The 18114-nt window shown below is 42.8% G+C and carries 12 protein-coding genes; 8 read left to right on the top strand and 4 right to left on the bottom strand.

The genetic code is table 11. The features are described from left to right. The first annotated feature begins 111 nt into the window (after positions 1-111). The 6 genes from CWB60_RS09325 to CWB60_RS09300 all read left to right on the top strand — a co-directional run bounded on the left by CWB60_RS09325 (position 112) and on the right by CWB60_RS09300 (position 10632). Positions 112-1086 carry an aldose epimerase family protein gene (locus CWB60_RS09325; RefSeq protein ID WP_249318376.1) on the top strand — a complete coding sequence of 325 codons (975 nt, stop codon included), beginning with the start codon at positions 112-114 and terminating at the stop codon, positions 1084-1086. Positions 1087-1272: 186 nt separating this feature from the next. Then, the gene (locus tag CWB60_RS09320) at positions 1273-4020 is read left to right on the top strand and encodes a TonB-dependent receptor (protein WP_138578046.1); all 2748 of its coding nucleotides are present in this window, start codon (positions 1273-1275) and stop codon (positions 4018-4020) included. A 173-nt stretch (positions 4021-4193) separates the two neighbouring features. Further along, entirely contained in the window at positions 4194-5720 is a 1527-nt protein-coding gene (locus CWB60_RS09315; protein ID WP_138578045.1) for a tryptophan halogenase family protein, read from the top strand. Positions 5721-5732: 12 nt separating this feature from the next. Then, the gene (locus tag CWB60_RS09310) at positions 5733-6494 is read left to right on the top strand and encodes a SapC family protein (RefSeq protein WP_138578044.1); all 762 of its coding nucleotides are present in this window, start codon (positions 5733-5735) and stop codon (positions 6492-6494) included. Positions 6495-6575: 81 nt separating this feature from the next. Further along, complete coding sequence (locus CWB60_RS09305) at positions 6576-8054, top strand: SLC5 family protein (RefSeq protein ID WP_024032020.1); 1479 nt, start codon at positions 6576-6578, stop codon at positions 8052-8054. A gap of 445 nt (positions 8055-8499) precedes the next feature. Next, complete coding sequence (locus CWB60_RS09300) at positions 8500-10632, top strand: alpha-galactosidase (RefSeq protein WP_138578043.1); 2133 nt, start codon at positions 8500-8502, stop codon at positions 10630-10632. Positions 10633-10695: 63 nt separating this feature from the next. Here the strand turns inward: CWB60_RS09300 and CWB60_RS09295 are convergent, their stop codons facing one another. Beyond that, positions 10696-11397: a FadR/GntR family transcriptional regulator gene (locus CWB60_RS09295; protein ID WP_004588172.1), complete on the bottom strand. Its 702-nt coding sequence runs from the start codon at positions 11395-11397 to the stop codon at positions 10696-10698. A 178-nt stretch (positions 11398-11575) separates the two neighbouring features. Between CWB60_RS09295 and CWB60_RS09290 the strand changes: the two genes are divergently transcribed. Both CWB60_RS09290 and CWB60_RS09285 read left to right on the top strand, forming a co-directional pair. Then, positions 11576-12334 (top strand): SDR family NAD(P)-dependent oxidoreductase, encoded by a 759-nt coding sequence (locus tag CWB60_RS09290; RefSeq protein WP_024032022.1) that lies wholly within the window; start codon positions 11576-11578, stop codon positions 12332-12334. A 1-nt stretch (position 12335) separates the two neighbouring features. After that, on the top strand, positions 12336-13286 hold the full coding sequence (locus tag CWB60_RS09285) for a 2-dehydro-3-deoxygalactonokinase (protein ID WP_126005559.1): 951 nt from the start codon (positions 12336-12338) through the stop codon (positions 13284-13286). A 76-nt stretch (positions 13287-13362) separates the two neighbouring features. On the opposite strand, the gene glpD is transcribed toward CWB60_RS09285, so the two are convergent. The 3 genes from glpD to CWB60_RS09270 form a co-directional block, all read right to left on the bottom strand. Continuing rightward, on the bottom strand, positions 13363-14868 hold the full coding sequence (gene glpD / locus CWB60_RS09280; protein WP_096041020.1) for a glycerol-3-phosphate dehydrogenase: 1506 nt from the start codon (positions 14866-14868) through the stop codon (positions 13363-13365). Between the two features lie 201 nt (positions 14869-15069). Beyond that, positions 15070-16572 carry a glycerol kinase GlpK gene (glpK, locus tag CWB60_RS09275; RefSeq protein WP_039972273.1) on the bottom strand — a complete coding sequence of 501 codons (1503 nt, stop codon included), beginning with the start codon at positions 16570-16572 and terminating at the stop codon, positions 15070-15072. 205 nt (positions 16573-16777) lie between these two features. Beyond that, complete coding sequence (locus tag CWB60_RS09270; protein ID WP_138578042.1) at positions 16778-18106, bottom strand: alpha/beta hydrolase family protein; 1329 nt, start codon at positions 18104-18106, stop codon at positions 16778-16780. Positions 18107-18114: the final 8 nt, after the last annotated feature.

The raw sequence follows: 18114 nt of genomic DNA, 5'->3' as shown, positions 1-18114 counted from the left end.
TTTTAACGCATTTTGATTGAGTTACGCTTCTCACTTATATACTATTTATATTATATATTGTTGCACCGCTATGACAGGTACTGTTGAGCTGGTAGTTTATGGAGAATGAATGTGGCATCTACAACTGGCAATAAATCGTTAGAGGTAATAACGCTTAGCGATGGTAAAAGCTTAACTGCAGAAATATTGCCATTTGGCGCTATTATCAAAAGCATAAAGTTTAATAACCAAGAGATGACACTGTGCGTTAACGAACCTGCTTATTATTTAGAAAACCCATTTTATTTAGGGGCAACAGTCGGGCGCTACGCAAATCGTATTGAAAACGGACGTTTTGTATTATCAGGCACAGAGTACCAACTTAAAGCAAATAATGGCCCAAATAGCTTACACGGCGGCGAAAAAGGCTTTAATAAAGTACTGTGGCAAGTCACTAAACAAAGCAATAATGAAGTGGAGCTCTATTACTGCTCGGCAGATGGAGAAGAAGGCTTTCCTGGCCAATTACAAGTTTGGCAAACAATTACTGCACGCAATGGCGAGCTAATCCTCAGTTACAAAGCCATTACCGATAAAGAAACTCTCGTTAACTTTACCAACCACTGCTATTTTAATCTTGAAGGCAGTGAAAGCATTAATAATCACCTGCTGCAAATAAATACCGCAACGTATTTACCTATCGATAGTAACAGTATACCGCTTGTCCATCATGAAGATGGCTCGGGCAGCTGCTTTGATTTTACTCACCCTAAGCCCATTGGCGATGCACTTTGCGCACAGCATGCGCAACTTGATGCCGGTAGTGGCTTTGATCATTGCTATATTTTTAGTGATGACAATCGTTTAAAAACAATGGCTACATTAACCTCGCCACACACGGGCGTTAATTTAACCCTTAAAAGTACCCAGCCTGGTATGCAGCTTTATACGGCAAATTTTGTAGGCTCTCCTTTTAAAGCACGCCAAGCGGTGTGCTTAGAAGCTCAAAACTGGCCCAATGCAGCAAATAGAAGCGATTGTCCAAAAGCTAATTTATTGCCGGATGAAGAATATAATCATCAAATAATTTTTGCGTTTTCGCAATAACGTACTAATTCTACTGTTAAATTAAAGAAAACAAAAAGAAAAATACACGTAACAAAAAGATAGCCATAATTAAGGAAAAGGTTGCACTTTTGCTCGATTTAAAGTATTTATATTATAAATAGTATTTGAAGCTATACACACCACACAACGACAAAATGACTACGCACAATCAGGAGTTTTTAAAAAATGATAATTAACAATAAGTTATCGTTCAACAAGAAAACCGCACTCAGTATTGCTATTACAGGCATATTGGCAAGCGGCCACGTTGCAGCTCAAGGCGCTGAAGGCGACACACCGACAGTAGTAGATAAAGATGTTGAGGTTATCGCAGTAACGGGTATTCGCAGCAGCTTACGTTCATCAATGTTAGATAAAAAAGCATCTAATGTTGTAACCGATGGGATTAAAGCAGAAGATCTTGGTAAATTTCCTGATTTAAACGTAGCAGAGTCTCTGCAACGTATTACAGGTGTAGTCATTGACCGTAGTGGCGGTGAAGGACAAGCAGTAACAATTCGTGGTTTTGGCCCACAATTTAACACGGTACTTGTAAATGGTCGTCAAATTGCGACTGACAGTGCAGGGCGTGAATTTAATTTTGATGTATTAGCGGCAGACCAAATCACCGGTGCTGATATTTATAAAAGTAACAGTGCAACGCTTCAAGAAGGCGGCATTGGTGGTACGGTTAACGTAACCACAGCTCGTCCATTCGATTTTGGTGGCTTACATGTGATTGGTTCAGTGAAAGGCATGTACGAAAGCCTTTCTGAAGAAGTATCGCCATCGGCTTCATTTTTAGTAAGTAATACGTTTAACGACGACAAGCTCGGTGTGCTTTTTGCCATCACTAACCAACAACGTAAGCTGCAAAATAACCAAATTTTAACGGCTGGTTGGCGCGGTGGACAAACTATTTCAAATCCACAAGACGGCGTATTGTACGACAATGCATACATCCCACGTAACTGGGACCAAGTTGTAGATGAGCAAGACCGTGAACGTACTAATGCAAGCTTAGTATTACAATATGCACCGTCTGACGATATTACTATTACCGTAGATGGTTTAATTTCTAAATTTGAAGTGGACTCATCAGTACGCGATTTAGCTTCTTGGTTTGAACCAGACCGCGTAGGTAGCGCAACAATCGATCCAGAAACGGGTACCTTGCTTACCTTTACGCAAGAAGTTGGTTTAGGTAACGCCAGTGGCAACCCTGCAACCGACTTTGTATCACACACACGTAACTCGCGTGATGTAACTAACAAAGCATTTGGTATTAACGTTGACTGGCAAGTAAACGAGTCATTAAAAGCAAAATTTGACGTATCTCGCTCAACAGCTGAAAACGACCGTGCTGGTAATGACCGCTTTAACGTAGTGGGTATTATTAACAGCTACAGCTTTGACGGCACCGGTAGCGTTCCTACCGTACAGCATGATGGTTTTGAAAATGGCTCGCTGCCAGATGCAAGCCTTGCGCGTCTTCACTACAACGAAATTGGTAATCAGTTTACTGATGAAGATGAAATTACTGAAATCAAAGCCGATTTTGAATATGTACCAGATAAAGGCCCGGTTGATCGCATTAACTTTGGTGCTTATCGTCAAGAACGTGAAAAATCAAGCTTCCAAATTTTTGGTAGCCAATGTCAATTTTGTGGTTACGGCACTGAAGCACCACTTGATGAAATTGATTTTGAAGCTTACTCAGCAAGTAACTACTTCCCAGGTTTAATTGATACATTTTATAGCTACGACGGCGACAAAATGCTTGATTACCTTGCTGACCAAGGTTTCCCTGTAGAGCCAACACTACAGAATAACCGTTACACAATTAACGAAGATATCACTAGCCTTTACATGGACTTTACCATTGGTTTTGACCTGGCTGATATGCCAGTTACGGTTAACATGGGTGCACGTTACTCAGAAACTGATATTGAAGTAGCTGCTGTACAAAGCTTTATCAGCGATGTTATTCCTACCTCTGATGCCACTTTATTCCAAAACGTATTTGGCCCGGCAACAGACATTCAAGAAGGGACGAGTTACTCAAACTTACTTCCTTCTTTTAACGTTAAGCTTGAACTGCAAGACAACATGATTTTACGCTTTGCAGCGTACGACAGTATTACTCGTCCTACTATGTCACAGTTATCACCTGCGACCACGTTTAACGAGCCTCGTCGTCAAAACTTAACAGCAAGTGGTGGTAACCCTGCACTTAAGCCATTCCAATCTGAAAACTGGGATATCTCTTACGAGTGGTACTACAACGACGCTAACTTATTTAGCTTTGCCGTATTTAGTAAAGAAGTGGATGACTTTATTGTTACCCTAACCGGCGACGAAACATACGACATGACTGACCGTACAGGCCCTGATTTTGCGTGTACAACCTGTACTGACCAAACCGATGCCGAACTTAACGGTAGCTCAGAAGTTTACACTGTAAGTCGCCCGCAAAATGGCGAGTCTGCAACGGTAACGGGTTACGAAATCGGTGTAACTCATATGTTTGAAAACGGCTTTGGTTTTATTGCTAATGCCACGGTAGTAGATAGCGATATTAGTGTTGATGGCGATACAAGCCAAACATTTGCGCTTGAAGGGTTAGGTGATTCACAAAACTTAGTGCTGTTTTACGAGCAAGATAACTGGCAGGCACGTGTTGCATTTAACAACCGTGAGGGCTTTTTACGCTTAGTTGATAACGGCTTTAACGGCGAACCAGTGAACGTAGAAACGTACGGTCAATGGGATATTAGTGCAAGCTACGATATCAACGAAAACTTCACTATTTTTGCCGAAGGCATCAACATTACTGAAGAAGAGCTAGTGCAAACGGGCCGTTTTGCTAATCAAATCTACTCTGTAGAAGATAATGGCTCACGTTACGCGTTTGGTATTCGCGGTACGTTTTAATTGATAGCAGAGGCAGTGATTGCCTCTTAGTTTTCATTGCAGTGCATTATAAGTACTGTTACTAATAAAGTTAGTAGCTAATTTGCACAAAATGAGACTAATTTAAACAAATGCCCGAAAGGGCATTTGTTGTCTAACCGGTTATCAATAAAGTACTCAAAGAGTAGTCCGTTATGAATAAAGCAATAAAAACAATCGCCGTAATTGGTGGCGGCACAGCAGGATGGCTGAGCGCTGCAATTATCGCTTCGTATCACCAAGGTAATAAGGGTGATGGCTTAAAAGTGATGTTGGTAGAATCATCTGATATTCCAACAATTGGTGTAGGTGAAGGTACCTGGCCCACTATGAAAAACACGCTTCAGCAAATTGGTTTGCGAGAAGTGGATGTATTTAAAGCCTGTAATGCCACCTTTAAACAAGGCGGTAAATTTGTAAACTGGACGCATGGCAACAACGATTTTTACTACCATCCCTTTACGGTACCGCTAGGCTACGGCCGTATAGATTTAGCCCCCTATTTAGATAATGTTGAAAACTTTGCTCAGCAAACTAATTTTCAGCACGATATTTGCGAAGCAAACCTAGCCCCGAGAGGCATTGCGCAAGGCGAGTATCAAGCAAATTGTAATTACGCATACCATTTAGATGCCGGCGCCTTTGCTGAGCTATTAAAACAGCATTGTAAGAGCAAACTAGGCATTGAGCACATTATTGGCACCGTTGATCAGGTAAAGCTTGATGAAAGCGGGGCTATAGACACGCTTACCTTAACCGATCAAACCCGCACAATAAACGCTGATTTATTCATAGACTGCACGGGGTTTTCATCGCTGTTATTAGGCCAAGCCCTTAACGTGCCATTTAAAAAAATGGATCACGTATTATTTAACGACAGCGCCCTAGCTATGCAAGTCCCCTACGATGAAGGTGATGAGTCACTGGCCAGTCATACCATTGCCACCGCACAAAATGCTGGGTGGATTTGGGATATAGGCCTAACGCATCGCCGTGGTGTAGGGCATGTATATTCAAGCAAGTTTTTATCAGATGAAGAAGCCGAGCAAAACTTACGTAACTATTTAGGTGATGCCGCTAAAGGCTTAACTGCCCGAAAAATAAGTTTTGAGTCAGGCTATCGCGAAAAATTTTGGCACAAAAACTGTGTTGCAGTGGGAATGTCGGCAGGTTTTGTAGAGCCCCTTGAAGCAACCGCCATTATGTTGGTTGAAATTTCGTCTCGCTTTGTTGCAGAGCACATGCCAGCCGATACCCAAGTAATGTCCATTGTTGCAAAGCGCTTTAATGAGCAAATGGATTATCGCTGGCAGCGTATTATCGACTTTTTAAAACTACATTACATGCTAACTAAGCGCCCAGAGCCTTATTGGCAAGCGCACGTACAACCGCAAAGCATTCCGCAAAGTTTACAAGAAGACTTGCTGCTTTGGGGGACGCGTGGCCCACTTATTCAAGATTTTCATGGCGCATTAGAGCTATTTCCTGCCGCCAGTTACCAGTATGTTTTATACGGTATGGGCTTTAAGCCCGACTTTACTAAGCAAGCGTATTTGTACTCAAACGATGCGCAAGCAAGTCAAATAATTGAACGTAACAGCCAGCTTACACAGCAGATGTTGCAAACGTTGCCGCCTCACCGTGCTTATATTGAGCAGTGGCTTGCGGCTAACCCAGTTTAAGGATGTGTAACTATGGCAATTAGTGAACTATCAAATACTCAACACCAAGCAATAAAAATTAACCCTAATGCGGGTGTTGAATACGCAAAAACACAGCATTTAGTTAACCTGCGTGCAAACGAAGTAGCAAAAGCGGCCTGCGATTTACCTATTTTTTTAGCGCGTAACGCACACAACGGCAGCTACACCATTTCGGGTTTAACCAGCTTTAGTGCTCAGCAAAGTTTATTTGTGAGTAACAATCAATGGCAAGCGTTGTACACACCTGTGTGCATGCAAACCCAGCCGCTTTATTTACTCACTCGTGAGGCAAATAGCAGTGATTACTTTATTGCTATTGATGAGCAAAGCTCAGCCGTTAATACCCAGCAAGGCGAGCCGCTATTTGATGCCAAAGGCAACCCAAGCCTGTATTTAAGTGCGCAGCAAAAGCTACTAGAAAGCGATTTAAAAAATGATTACCAAACGTATCAATTTACCCAAGAAATTGCCCGCTTAGGGCTTATTAAAAACATAGATATTGTTTTGCAGTTTGAACAAGGCGAGGCGCAAACTATTCAAGGTTTGAGCACTGCTGATGAAGATAAACTGCAAACTTTAGACAGCGATACCATTGCCAATTTACACAAACAAGGTTACCTGAGCGTACTTAACAGCATGCTTATTTCGTTGTTTCAGTTAAATGCGTTAGTAAAGCGTCACAACCAGCATCCTGAACTTATGCCATTAAAGCAAATTAAGTTAGAACTAAGTCGAGATGCACACGCACTGTAAGGTGCAATTTATTAATTAGCCTTCATAGGTTAATACGTTCACATAGACAGACATTGCGTTTAACGCGCTGGAGACACACACATGTCAGACAACATTTTGCAGTTGGTGGTTTTTTTCTTTGTAACCGCTTTAATTGGTGGACTTACATATTGGAAGTGCCGAGGCCAAAACCGTAATAGTGGTGATAATCAAACAAAAGAGTATTTTTTAGCGGGCGGTGGCCTTACTTGGATGTTTGTAGCAGGCTCAATTACGCTCACAAATTTAAGTACCGACCAGCTGGTGGGCATGAATGGTAATCAAATGGCCTTGCTCGTGTGGTGGGAATTGGCGGCTATTTTAGGGCTTATTATTTTAGCCAAAGTATTTATTCCTGTTTATTACAAGTACAACTGTACAACCACCACGGAACTGTTAGAAAAACGCTACAACAACAAGCACATTCGCGCTGTTATTGGTGGCTTATTCTTTTTAGGTAATGCGCTAATTTACATGCCTGCGGTTATTTATTCTGGTGCGCTATTTATGCAGACCATGTTTAAGGTTGATATTCCGCTAATGTACATAGCGACCGCATTCGCTTTAGTAGGGGCTATTTATGCATTTTTTGGTGGCTTACGTGCGGTTGCCGTATCCGATACCTACAATGGTTTATTAGTGTTAGGTATGGCAATACTGGTCGTATTTTTAGCGCTTAACGCGATTGATTACGACTTTAGCGGTATTCCACAAGAGCGCTTAACATTAATTGGTGACGCTGACTCGCCAATCCCTTGGCCTACGCTTTTAACCGGTATGATCTTTATTCAAATGTATTACTGGGGTACTAACCAAACCATTACCCAGCGTGCAATGGCTGCGCCAAACGTTAAAGAAGCGCAAAAAGGGATATTTGCAGCAGCGGGTATTCGCTTTTTAATTGTACCGGCGATTGTGGTACTACCGGGTATTATTTCGTACAAATTGTATGGCGACATTGGCGATGCAGCTTATGGTCGAATTGTAGGTGATGTAATGCCTGCATGGTTAACGGGTGTGTTTGCCGCAGCAATGGCGGCGGCAGTGCTTTCTACTTATAACAGCTTATTAAACTCGGCTACGGCACTTTACGTGTGTGATATTCACGAAGCTTACTTTAATAAAGAGCCAAGTGTAGTAAAGCTAAGTGGCTACGTTACGTTGTTACTTACTAGTTTAACGCTTGTGCTTGTGCCAATTTATCAGCAAGCCGACAGCATTATTAACTTACTACAACAGTTAAACGGCTTATTAAGTATGCCTATATTCTCAATTTTTGTAGTGGGCTTATTGTTTAAAAATGTAGATGCGCGTGCAGGTATTGCCGCGGTAATTTTAGGCGTGGTTATGTATGGCATGCTGACGTTTGAAAATTCGCCGCTACATACTGAACTACACTATATTCACTTAATGCCAATTACACTTATTGTATGTGTAGCCTTTGCGTTAATCGTTAATAAAGTAGTGTTTGGTTTAAATGCACAGTGGGCAGGTAAAACACCTGCTATTGAAGATACGCCACCAGTGCACGCACCAAAATAACCAGCAATAAAAAGTTAAGTCACTTTTTATTAGCCAGTTAACACATTACTAAATCGGCCTAAGGTAACTTAGGCCGATTTTTATTTATTCAATTAATCGACACTGTAGATAACACCCATGGGCAATAATACTTAATCATTTTGCGGGGCTAAACGTGTGACTACCTGCTGGGGTTTTACAGACTACCCCAGGCTAAAAGCCTACTAAATATAATATTGCTCAAGGTGGTATTAAATTTTTTAACCGCTGTTTAAGTTAATGACTGGTATAGCCAGTAATAATATTGGCTAAATTACACCGTAAACACTATCTAAAAGTAATTTGTATGATATATACTATTATTTTAAAATCACTGACTGCAATTTGATGCAGTAAGCGGCGAGTAAGCACACATATAATGTACTCGCGTATTAAACTCATCTTCATTAAAGAGGACAGGAGAATCATGGCTGATATTAAACCATTCTTTCGATTAGACAGCGCAAACAGCACCGTTATTTTCGACTGCCAGAGCAAAACCCCAGCTTTACTTTATTTTGGTAAGCGCCTATCTGAGCAAACAACTGAAACAATGCTAACTCAGCTTGCGACTCGTCAGGAAGTAAAATGTGCCGTGGTTGAAGAAGCACCTATTTCTCTTTCTCCGCTATTAGGTGAAGGCTTTACAGGCGCGCCAGGGCTAGAGCTGTCAAACGACACCATAGCTTGGTCAGTTGGGCCTGCTCTTCAAGATGTTCGTCAGCCAACCCCTTCTAGTTTAGAGTTTGTAAGTGTTGATGAGCTGCGTGGTATTGAAGTAGTGCACAGCATCACACTTGATAGCAACACCGATGTGCTAAGTGCGCATACTGTATTAACTAATTTAAGTGATGCCCCGCTAAGCGTTAATTTTTGCGCCGCACCTACGTTCCAACTACCCGATAGCATGAACAAGCTAGTGAGCTTTGAAGGACGTTGGTCTAACGAATTTCAACGTCAATCGGTTGATTTAGTATTAGGCAGCTTTGTACGCGAAAACCGCAAAGGTAAAACATCGCACGACGTATTCCCTGGTTTATTAGTTCATAGCGAAGGCGCAGGCGAGCAACAAGGCGAGTGTTATGGCTTTCATTTAGGTTGGAGCGGTAACAACAAGCTACGCGCTGAGCTACTACCAGAAGGGCGCCGTTATGTGCAAATGGGTGAGTTATTATTACCGGGCGAGCTAACCCTTGCTAAAGGCCAAACGTATCAAAGCCCAAGTATTTATGGCTCGTTTTCGAGCGATGGCTTTAGTGCGCTGTCGCGTAATTTTCATCGTTTTGTTAAAGCTAACTTACTTAGCCAGGCGCAGCGCGAAAAAACACGCCCAGTACATTACAACACGTGGGAAGGTATTTACTTCGATCACGATGTAGACACGCTAAAGCAGTTAGCCGATAAAGTAGCGCCATTAGGTATTGAGCGTTTTGTACTGGACGACGGTTGGTTTAAAGGTCGCCGTGGTGATTATGCAGGCCTAGGTGATTGGACCGTAGATTACGAAATTTACCCAGACGGCCTATCGCCCGTGATTGACCATGTAAATAGCTTAGGCATGGAGTTTGGTATTTGGTTTGAACCTGAAATGGTAAACCCAGATAGTGACTTATACCGCGCCCATCCTGATTGGGTATTAGGCTCAGAAAATAACGAGCAACTTAGCTTTAGAAACCAGCTAGTGCTTGATTTAACGCGCACTGAGGTTATTGAATACCTATACAAAGCGATTGATGACATTTTAGTTGAATACCCAACAATTAAGTACATTAAATGGGATATGAACCGCGATATAAACCACGCGGGTAACTTCTCAGGCAAGCCTGCGGTGCATCAGCAAACACTGGCACTGTATCGCTTAATCGATCGTATTAAAGCGGCGCACCCTGGCCTTGAAATAGAAAGCTGTTCGTCAGGTGGTGCCCGTGTAGATTATGGTGTGCTTGCACACACAGACCGTGTATGGACGTCAGATTCTAACGATGCACTTGACCGTCTTGAAATTCAACGTGGTTGTTCGTTCTTCTTCCCATCGTCGGTTATGGGTGCACACGTAGGCCCTCGTGATTGTCATATCACAGGTCGTAATGTCAGTATTGAAATGCGTGCTGCGGTATCTATGTTTGGTCACATGGGTATTGAAATGGACCCACGTGAGCTGACCGATCACGAATACAATGCGCTTAAAGCGGCTATTTCGCTGCACAAAGAGCACCGTGAATTTATTCATGCTGCCGATTTGTACCGCCTCGATAGCGACGATTTATCAATTAACTTTGGTTTAATCGACGAGCAAAAATCAAAAGCGTTATTTGCGTATAACAGTGTACGCGAAACACCGCGCACTGCGCCTAATAAGCTTCGTTTTGTTGGTTTAGATGCAGATACGCAGTACACACTTAATTTAGTGTGGCCTGTTAAATTTGAAGAATACCGACCTTCGTCTATTGCTGCTGTTAACGGGCAAACCTTTACGGGTGAAGTGTTGATGGAATTTGGCCTACAAATGCCAATTTCATTCCCGCAAACATCGCTTATTTTTGAGCTTAACAAAGCTTAAAATATAGCAAGCAGTAAAAAGGGAGCTAATTAGCTCCCTTTTTTAATAATGTTTTTTAAGCTATTAGTCGAGTTTAGACTCAATCAGCTCAAGCGCTTCTTCTAAAATGGTTTCTACTGCTTTTTTAGCGCGCTCTGGATTGCGCGATTTAATCGTATCTAAAATATCAGCATGCTTTGCAACGTCGGCCCCTGGCACACCTTTAATGTGGTTGGTGTAACGAATACTTACGCGCAGCGCGGTGCTAATAAATTCAGTGAGCTGTACAAAAAAGCGGTTATTACTGGCTACTAAAATACTGGTATGAAAGGCAATATCGGCTTCAAGCGGATCGTCTAAGCCTTGGTCTGCATCGGCCATGCGGGCAAGTGCGTTATCTATTTCAGCAAGTTGTTCGGCGCTGGCATTTTCAGCTGCTAGGGCAGCGGCTTGTGGCTCAAGTGCGACACGTACTTGTGTAAACTCTTTTAATAAAGAAAGCGACGGTTTACTGCTTAAAATCCAGCGCAGTACATCTGTGTCAAACATATTCCAGCTGCTTTCTGGCAGTACACGGATCCCTTGCTTAGGGCGAGAAGATATTAAGCCCTTAGCAGAGAGCATTTTTACAGCTTCGCGTGTTGCACTGCGGCTCACATCGTATTTTACGCATAGGTCAGCTTCTGAGGGCAGACCTTCGTTAACTGGGTAAACGCCACGCACAATTGCAAAGCCTAAATCATGGGTTAATTGTTGTGTTAAATTTTGACGAGGTTGGCTTTTCATTGAGCGTTATCCGAATGAGTTATTGCTTTATTATATATCATATATCATATTAATGTACGAAAGGATATGTTATAAACTTTGTTAAAGGCAAGTATTTTAACACAGCTGTAACAGTAATCCTCTTTAGCAAATAATTATAAATATTGAGAGGGGCAGTCTGTATTATGGAGAAACGCATTTGAATAATCACGCTCACTATCCCAGTATTTCTGGCAAAGTTGTTTTTATTACCGGGGGCGCTTCAGGCATTGGCCGTGCAATGGTAAAGGCGTTCGCCGCTCAAGCTGCCAAAATTGCCTTTATAGATATTAATAACGAGGCTGCTCAATCTCTTATAGCCTCACTGCCAAACGCCAAATTGTGGTTTAGACAGGTTGATGTAACCGACTCAAATGCTTTACAGCAATCTTTGGTAGATGCATGTGCTGAACTAGGCGCTATTAATGTACTGGTAAACAATGTAGCCAATGACCGCCGCCAAGCCAGTGAAGACGTTACAGTACAAGATTGGGATCAATGCCTACAAATTAATTTAAATCCGGCGTTTTTTGCCTCGCAAGTCGCTATGTCTTTTATGAAAAGCGAAGGCGCGGGGAGCATTATTAATTTTAGCTCTATCAATGCCATCATGGGGCAGCCACAAATGGCGGGTTACGTAACGGCAAAGGCCGGTTTAATCGGCATGACTAAAGCACTGGCACGCGATTATGGTGAATTTGGTATTCGGGTGAATGCTATTTTACCGGGTTGGGTTGCCACCGACCGCCAATTAGCCAGTTGGTTTACCGAGCAAGAGCAAGTGAAGTGGATGGAAGCCATGGCTCTTAAAAAGTTAGTAACCCCTGAAGATGTAGCTAATTTGGCACTTTTTTTAGCTGCCGACGAAAGCAGTATGATCACCGGCCAAGGTATTAAAATTGACGGTGGGAGGCTCTAAGTTGCAGCACTTAAACCTTTTTATAGCCGTAGATTGGGGCACGAGTCATTTGCGCGCCTATTTATGCAGCGTAAATACCACAGGGCAGTTAACTTTAATTGCTCAGCGCGACGGCCCAGGTGTGATTAGAGATAAACAAAACTTTGAACATACTTTAATTGGTGTCGTTGCACCATGGACCAGCGAATACGGCGTTTTACCTATTTATATGGCAGGGCAAATCACCTCAAGTATTGGCTGGAAAGAAACCCCTTATTTAGCGTGCCCCATAAACCCCGAAAGCCTGCTTAGTGGCGCAATTAATTTTGATTGTGCAGGTAATAAAGTCAGTGCTTTGCCTGGTACAAAATGCACATTACAAAACAATTTATTTGATGTAATGCGCGGCGAAGAGCTGCAAATTTTAGGTTTTTTAAAGCAAAACCCGGCCTATCAGCACGGCAACGTACTCATTTGTTTACCCGGTACCCATACTAAATGGGTGCTGTTAAAAGATGGCCAAATCATCTGTTTTAAAACCGCAATGACCGGCGAATTATACGACTTGCTATGTCATCAAAGTGTACTTATTCCTAACGACTGTGAAGCGGGGGAGTTTGATTGGCATGCATTTGAGCAAGGCTGTGAACTCACGTTAGGCAGTGACAGCGGTAATTTGGCGCACGGTATTTTTAGTGTCCGTACGCGCCAGCTTTCAAAAGAGTTAACACCAGTGCAAGCCAAGGCATACTTGTCGGGCGTACTTATTGGTAGTGATGTACGCGCTGCACGCCATGCCAGTGAGTGGCAATTGGTGAATAATTCTAAAGTGGTCGTTATTGGCACAGAGCAACTAAATGCCTGCTTTACTCATGCGTTAAATTGCATTGGTGTGCAATGTTTAGAGTTTGACGTGAAAGAGGCTACGTTAAGTGGTTTTAACTACTTATTTAATAGTAATAAAACCAAATAATATAAAAAAGCCCCCAATATTGATTGTGCAATTATTGGGGGCTAGTTCTTAAATTAAGTAAGGATTAAAGCTGCTGTTAAGCTGTTTTAGCCGCTTGGCTTTGCGTAATATAATGATTAAGCGTTGCCACTTGTGCTTCATTAAAGCGCAGTCCTAGTTTACTTCTGCGCCATAAAATATTATATGCGTTGCCCGCCCATTCTTCATTTAGTAAGTAATCGACTTCTGCTGCAAATAAGCCATGACCAAAGTCTTGGCCTAAATCACTGAGCTGGGTTGCACTGCCTAAAATTAGTTTTGCACGAGTGCCGTAGGTACGTACAAAGCGTTTAAGAGTGATTTCTGGTAACCAACTATAAGCCGCTTTAAGCTCATTGGTCAGCGCTTCTACCGAGCTAAAATCGCCACCAGGTAAGGCGCTGTGTTTGGTCCACGCTTCACTCATTTGCGGGTAAAATTCTTCAAGCTTATTCACTGCAGCTTCGGCAAGTTTACGGTAGGTGGTAATTTTGCCACCAAACACACTTAACAGTGGTGTGTGTTTGCCTTCACTTGAAAGCTCTAACTTGTAATCACGCGTTACTTTTTGTGCATTCACTGATTCGTCATCAAGCAGTGGGCGCACACCCGAAAAGGTATGTACTATGTCTTCGCGTTTAATGTGGTTTTTAAAGTAGCTGTTAGTAATATCGATTAAGTAATCGATTTCTTCATCACTAATTTTTACATCTTGCGCTGCGCCTTTGTGTTCAACATCGGTGGTGCCTACTAGCGAGTAGTCATCTTCAAACGGTATAACAAACACAATGCGCTGATCTTTATTTTGTAAAATGTAGGCTTGTTTTTCATCGTGAATACGCGGCACCACAATATGGCTGCCTTTAACAAGGCGAATATTTTGTGGTGACTTTTCTATCAGTGCTTCGTCAAATAATTTTGCAACCCACGGGCCTGCTGCATTAACAATACCTTTGGCTTTAATAGTCTGTTGCGCCTTAGTTTGTTGTTGCTCAAGCGTTACCTGCCATTGGTTATCGATGCGTTTTGCACTTACGCACTTGGTTTGCGTAGCAATGGTCGCGCCTTTGTTTTGGGCAGCTAAGGCGTTTAAAATTACCAAACGTGAATCATCAACCCAGCCATCTGAGTATTCAAACCCTTTGGTAATTGAAGGTTCTAATACGCTGTTTTCACCAAATTTAATGCCACGCGAGCCAGCCAGTGTTTCGCGCTTAGCTAGGTTGTCGTACATAAATAAGCCAATACGGATCATCCATGCTGGGCGTAGGTGCGATTGATGCGGTAGCCTAAAGGTGAGCGGCCACATAATATGCGGGGCATTTTTAAGCAGCACTTCGCGCTCAGCCAAGGCTTCTTTTACTAATCTAAATTCGTAATGTTCAAGGTAGCGTAAACCGCCGTGGATCAGCTTAGAACTATTTGAAGACGTTGCACTGGCAAGGTCTGATTGTTCACACAATAGAACTTTTAATCCTCTGCCTGCTGCATCAGCTGCTATTCCAGTGCCGTTTACACCGCCACCGACGACGAGTAAGTCGTATTCGTTATCTGCTAATTCCACCGAGCTAACCTTTTTATTTGTAATATAAATAAGACATATAGCATCATAAAGCTGCGGCTCTTATTTGACAATAGATAACCGCGCTTTTTGCTTGTTAATTTTTAATCCTGATCTTTTTAAAACATACAGCGTACAACGCGCCATTTAAGCGCTGTTGCCGGTGTTTTGTAAGCCGCTAATTTTAATTAGCGGCTGGGCGTATTACGCTTGTTTGCTATCGTCACTAGAGAGACAAACTTGCGCTACACAGTGCTGCCACTTTGCGTATAAATCGTTACGTTCGTCAGCGCTCATTGTTGGCTCAAAACGACGGTCGCAGGTCCACATTTTAGCTAATTGCTCAGTTGACTCATACACACCGGTTTGTAAGCCTGCTAAGTATGCTACGCCTAAAGAGGTGGTTTCGGTCACTGTTGGGCGCTCTACCGTTGCGCCTAAAATGTTTGATAAAAAGGTCAGTACCCAGTTATTTTTAACCATACCGCCATCTACCCGTAACACGCTTGGGCGTAAGCCATCACGTTCCATTGCTTTTTGTAAGTCTTTGGTTTGATACCCAACCGATTGCAGCGCAGCAGCAACAATGGTGCTAATGCCCGAGTCGCGGGTTAAACCTAAAATAGCGCCACGTGCATTTGGGTCCCAGTAGGGCGCGCCTAAACCTGTAAACGAAGGCACTAAAAATACCCCATGATCAAGCGGTACATCTTTTACTAACGATTCGCTCTCTCCGGCATGGCTTAATAGTTTTAAGCCTTCAACAATCCACTGCATCGTGGCGCCTGCCATAAAAATGCTGCCTTCAATGGCATATGTTGGTTTGCCATTTAGCCTATAAGCCACCGTGGTTAATAAGCGGTTTTCAGAGGTAAGCGCTTTTTCGCCGGTATTCAGCATTAAAAAACAGCCCGTACCGTAAGTACTTTTTGCCATACCTTGCTCAAAACATGCGTGGCCAACAAGGGCTGCTTGCTGGTCGCCGGCAATACCACATACGCGTATTGGTGCACCAAAAATATCGTCGCTGGTTGAGCCAAATTCGTCGGCTGAGTCCATCACTTGGGGCAGCATAGACTCAGGAATTTCGAATAAATCGAGGAGTTCTTGATCCCATTGCTGAGTATGAATATTAAATAACATAGTGCGTGATGCATTGGTGGCGTCGGTGCGGTGCTCTTTACCACCGGTTAACTGCCATAGTAAGTAGGTATCAACGGTACCAAACGCCAGTTCACCTGCAAGGGCTTGTTCGCGTGCGCCTTCAACGTTGTCTAAAATCCAGCGTACTTTAGTGGCCGAAAAATACGGGTCTAGCAGTAAGCCGGTTTTATCACTTATGGTTTGGCAAAGCTCGTCAGTGCTTAGGCTTTCGCAGTAATCGCTGGTGCGGCGGTCTTGCCACACAATGGCGTTATAAATAGGTTTGCCGGTTTTTTTGTTCCACACTAAAGTGGTTTCACGTTGGTTGGTGATACCAATGGCAATAATTTCTTCAGGCTTAACGTTTTTATCTGCTAATACTTCGCGGCTGGTACTTAGCACGGTTTGCCAAATATCGTTAGGGTCGTGTTCTACCCAACCATTTTGTGGAAAATGCTGCGAAAATTCTTGTTGTGCTGAGCCAAAAACGTCTGCATCTTTTGTAAACAAGATGGCCCGAGAGCTTGTGGTTCCTTGATCAATTGAGAGTATGTATTTTGACATGATATTTGTGTTATTTATCTTATCTTATATATGACTAGATTGCCTTTAACTTACATTAATGGCAATGATTGTTTCTTAAAATAGCCGTTTAAAAAATAAGCACGCTGTTTTTATTTGCTAACTCTTTTAAATAACAGGTGTTTTATAGCAGCATTATTTTAAGTGCGTATGCGGCTAAATATAAAAATAGCCGCCAAAGTTTGTGTTACTTGGTGCGCGGTTTAGCTTGTTGCCAATCCATACCAGTAGAAAAACGATTATCAAACCCATGCCATGCTGGCAGTGGCTTACCATTAACCACAGCTTGGTCGCCATTTTGTGGTAAGTCTAGGTATTCACATTGGCTGGTAATGCCTTTTACGTGGCAGTCCATCATAGCAAGTACAAAGTGTTTGTTGGTCTCGTTTAGGGTGCGCATTGACCACGATGGCTCGTAGTAATGGCCTATATCTAATTCGCTGCTACGTTTGGCAATAGCAGGAGCAGGGTGCGGCGCAATATTATGGCGCGCATTTTTGTAAGTAAGCAGGTACTTGTCGGGGCTGCCCGTTTGGTTATATAGGTTTTTAATGCCTTCATAACCGGATATATCATCTAAGCTACCCGCTACATAAAGCGAAGGCACTTTAATGTTTTGCATAGCACTGGCATTAAATAAGTTATGTTGCCCGCCCCAAGGCGCAAAGGCCACCATGGCTTTAATGCGTGTATCTACTTGTGGGTTTTTATATTGCCCACCTGCACAGCTATTGAGTAATTGCTGCACTTGTTTAATTTGCGCCGAATCTTTTATACCGGTAAACATTGCAGTGGCTTGCTCGTTAAAGTCATAACAGCCACCAATTGTATTAACCGCGCCAAAACCACCCATAGAGTAACCAATTATGCCTGCGCTTTTGTTATCTACTTGCTTGCTGGCAAAGTTGTTTTGTTCGTTAAAGTAGTTAAGTACAAATTGTTGATCGCGTGAGCGGTTAATAAGGGTACTAAAAAAGCCCGAAAACGGCGCATTTTTAAAATCAACATCTGCATTGGTTGAGTCGGTATGATCTATGGCTGCCACAATGTACCCATGCGATGCTAAATGTTCGCCCAAGTAATACATAATTGTACGATAGCCGGTATAACCGTGTGAGAGCACAATAACAGGGTAGTGCTCTTTGTTATTAATGGCTACATCGCGCATGGCATCGGCTTGTAAGGTAAACATTTTACCAGTACGGGTTATGTCGCTGTAGCTGGTTAAGGGTGCGTTTGCACTGTCTGCTGCTGGGTACCACACTTCTACTTTTAAAGGGCGATCTTTTTTCCCTTGGGTTGCAGGGTCAAACTGCGCGGGATTTACTAAATCAAGCGTTTGTACGCCAACGCTGTAGCTACCTTTAGCAGCAAGCTCAGGAAGTACTTCGCTGGTTAAAGGTGGGTAGAGTTGCTCTGGCGTTTTTTGATCTGCAAAAACAGTACTTGCTGTTAAGCAGCCCGTTGCTAGCAGCAAGGCTTTTGAAAGCGCCTTTAACGTGTGTGTGGTTGTCATTGTGTATC

This window comes from Pseudoalteromonas sp. S327, from assembly GCF_005886415.1.
Classification (GTDB): domain Bacteria; phylum Pseudomonadota; class Gammaproteobacteria; order Enterobacterales; family Alteromonadaceae; genus Pseudoalteromonas; species Pseudoalteromonas atlantica.
The sequence above is the reverse complement of the archived record's forward strand: the minus strand, read 5'-3'. Positions and strand labels throughout refer to the sequence as shown.

Bases quoted from the DNA above. Each gene is read 5' to 3' on its own strand.
- CWB60_RS09300 (WP_138578043.1), top strand. From the start codon at position 8,500: ATGGCTGATATTAAACCATTCTTTCGATTAGACAGCGCAAACAGCACC.
- CWB60_RS09295 (WP_004588172.1), bottom strand. From the start codon at position 11,397: ATGAAAAGCCAACCTCGTCAAAATTTAACACAACAATTAACCCATGAT.
- CWB60_RS09270 (WP_138578042.1), bottom strand. From the start codon at position 18,106: ATGACAACCACACACACGTTAAAGGCGCTTTCAAAAGCCTTGCTGCTA.
- CWB60_RS09310 (WP_138578044.1), top strand. From the start codon at position 5,733: ATGGCAATTAGTGAACTATCAAATACTCAACACCAAGCAATAAAAATT.
- CWB60_RS09320 (WP_138578046.1), top strand. From the start codon at position 1,273: ATGATAATTAACAATAAGTTATCGTTCAACAAGAAAACCGCACTCAGT.
- glpK (WP_039972273.1), bottom strand. From the start codon at position 16,572: ATGTCAAAATACATACTCTCAATTGATCAAGGAACCACAAGCTCTCGG.
- CWB60_RS09315 (WP_138578045.1), top strand. From the start codon at position 4,194: ATGAATAAAGCAATAAAAACAATCGCCGTAATTGGTGGCGGCACAGCA.
- CWB60_RS09305 (WP_024032020.1), top strand. From the start codon at position 6,576: ATGTCAGACAACATTTTGCAGTTGGTGGTTTTTTTCTTTGTAACCGCT.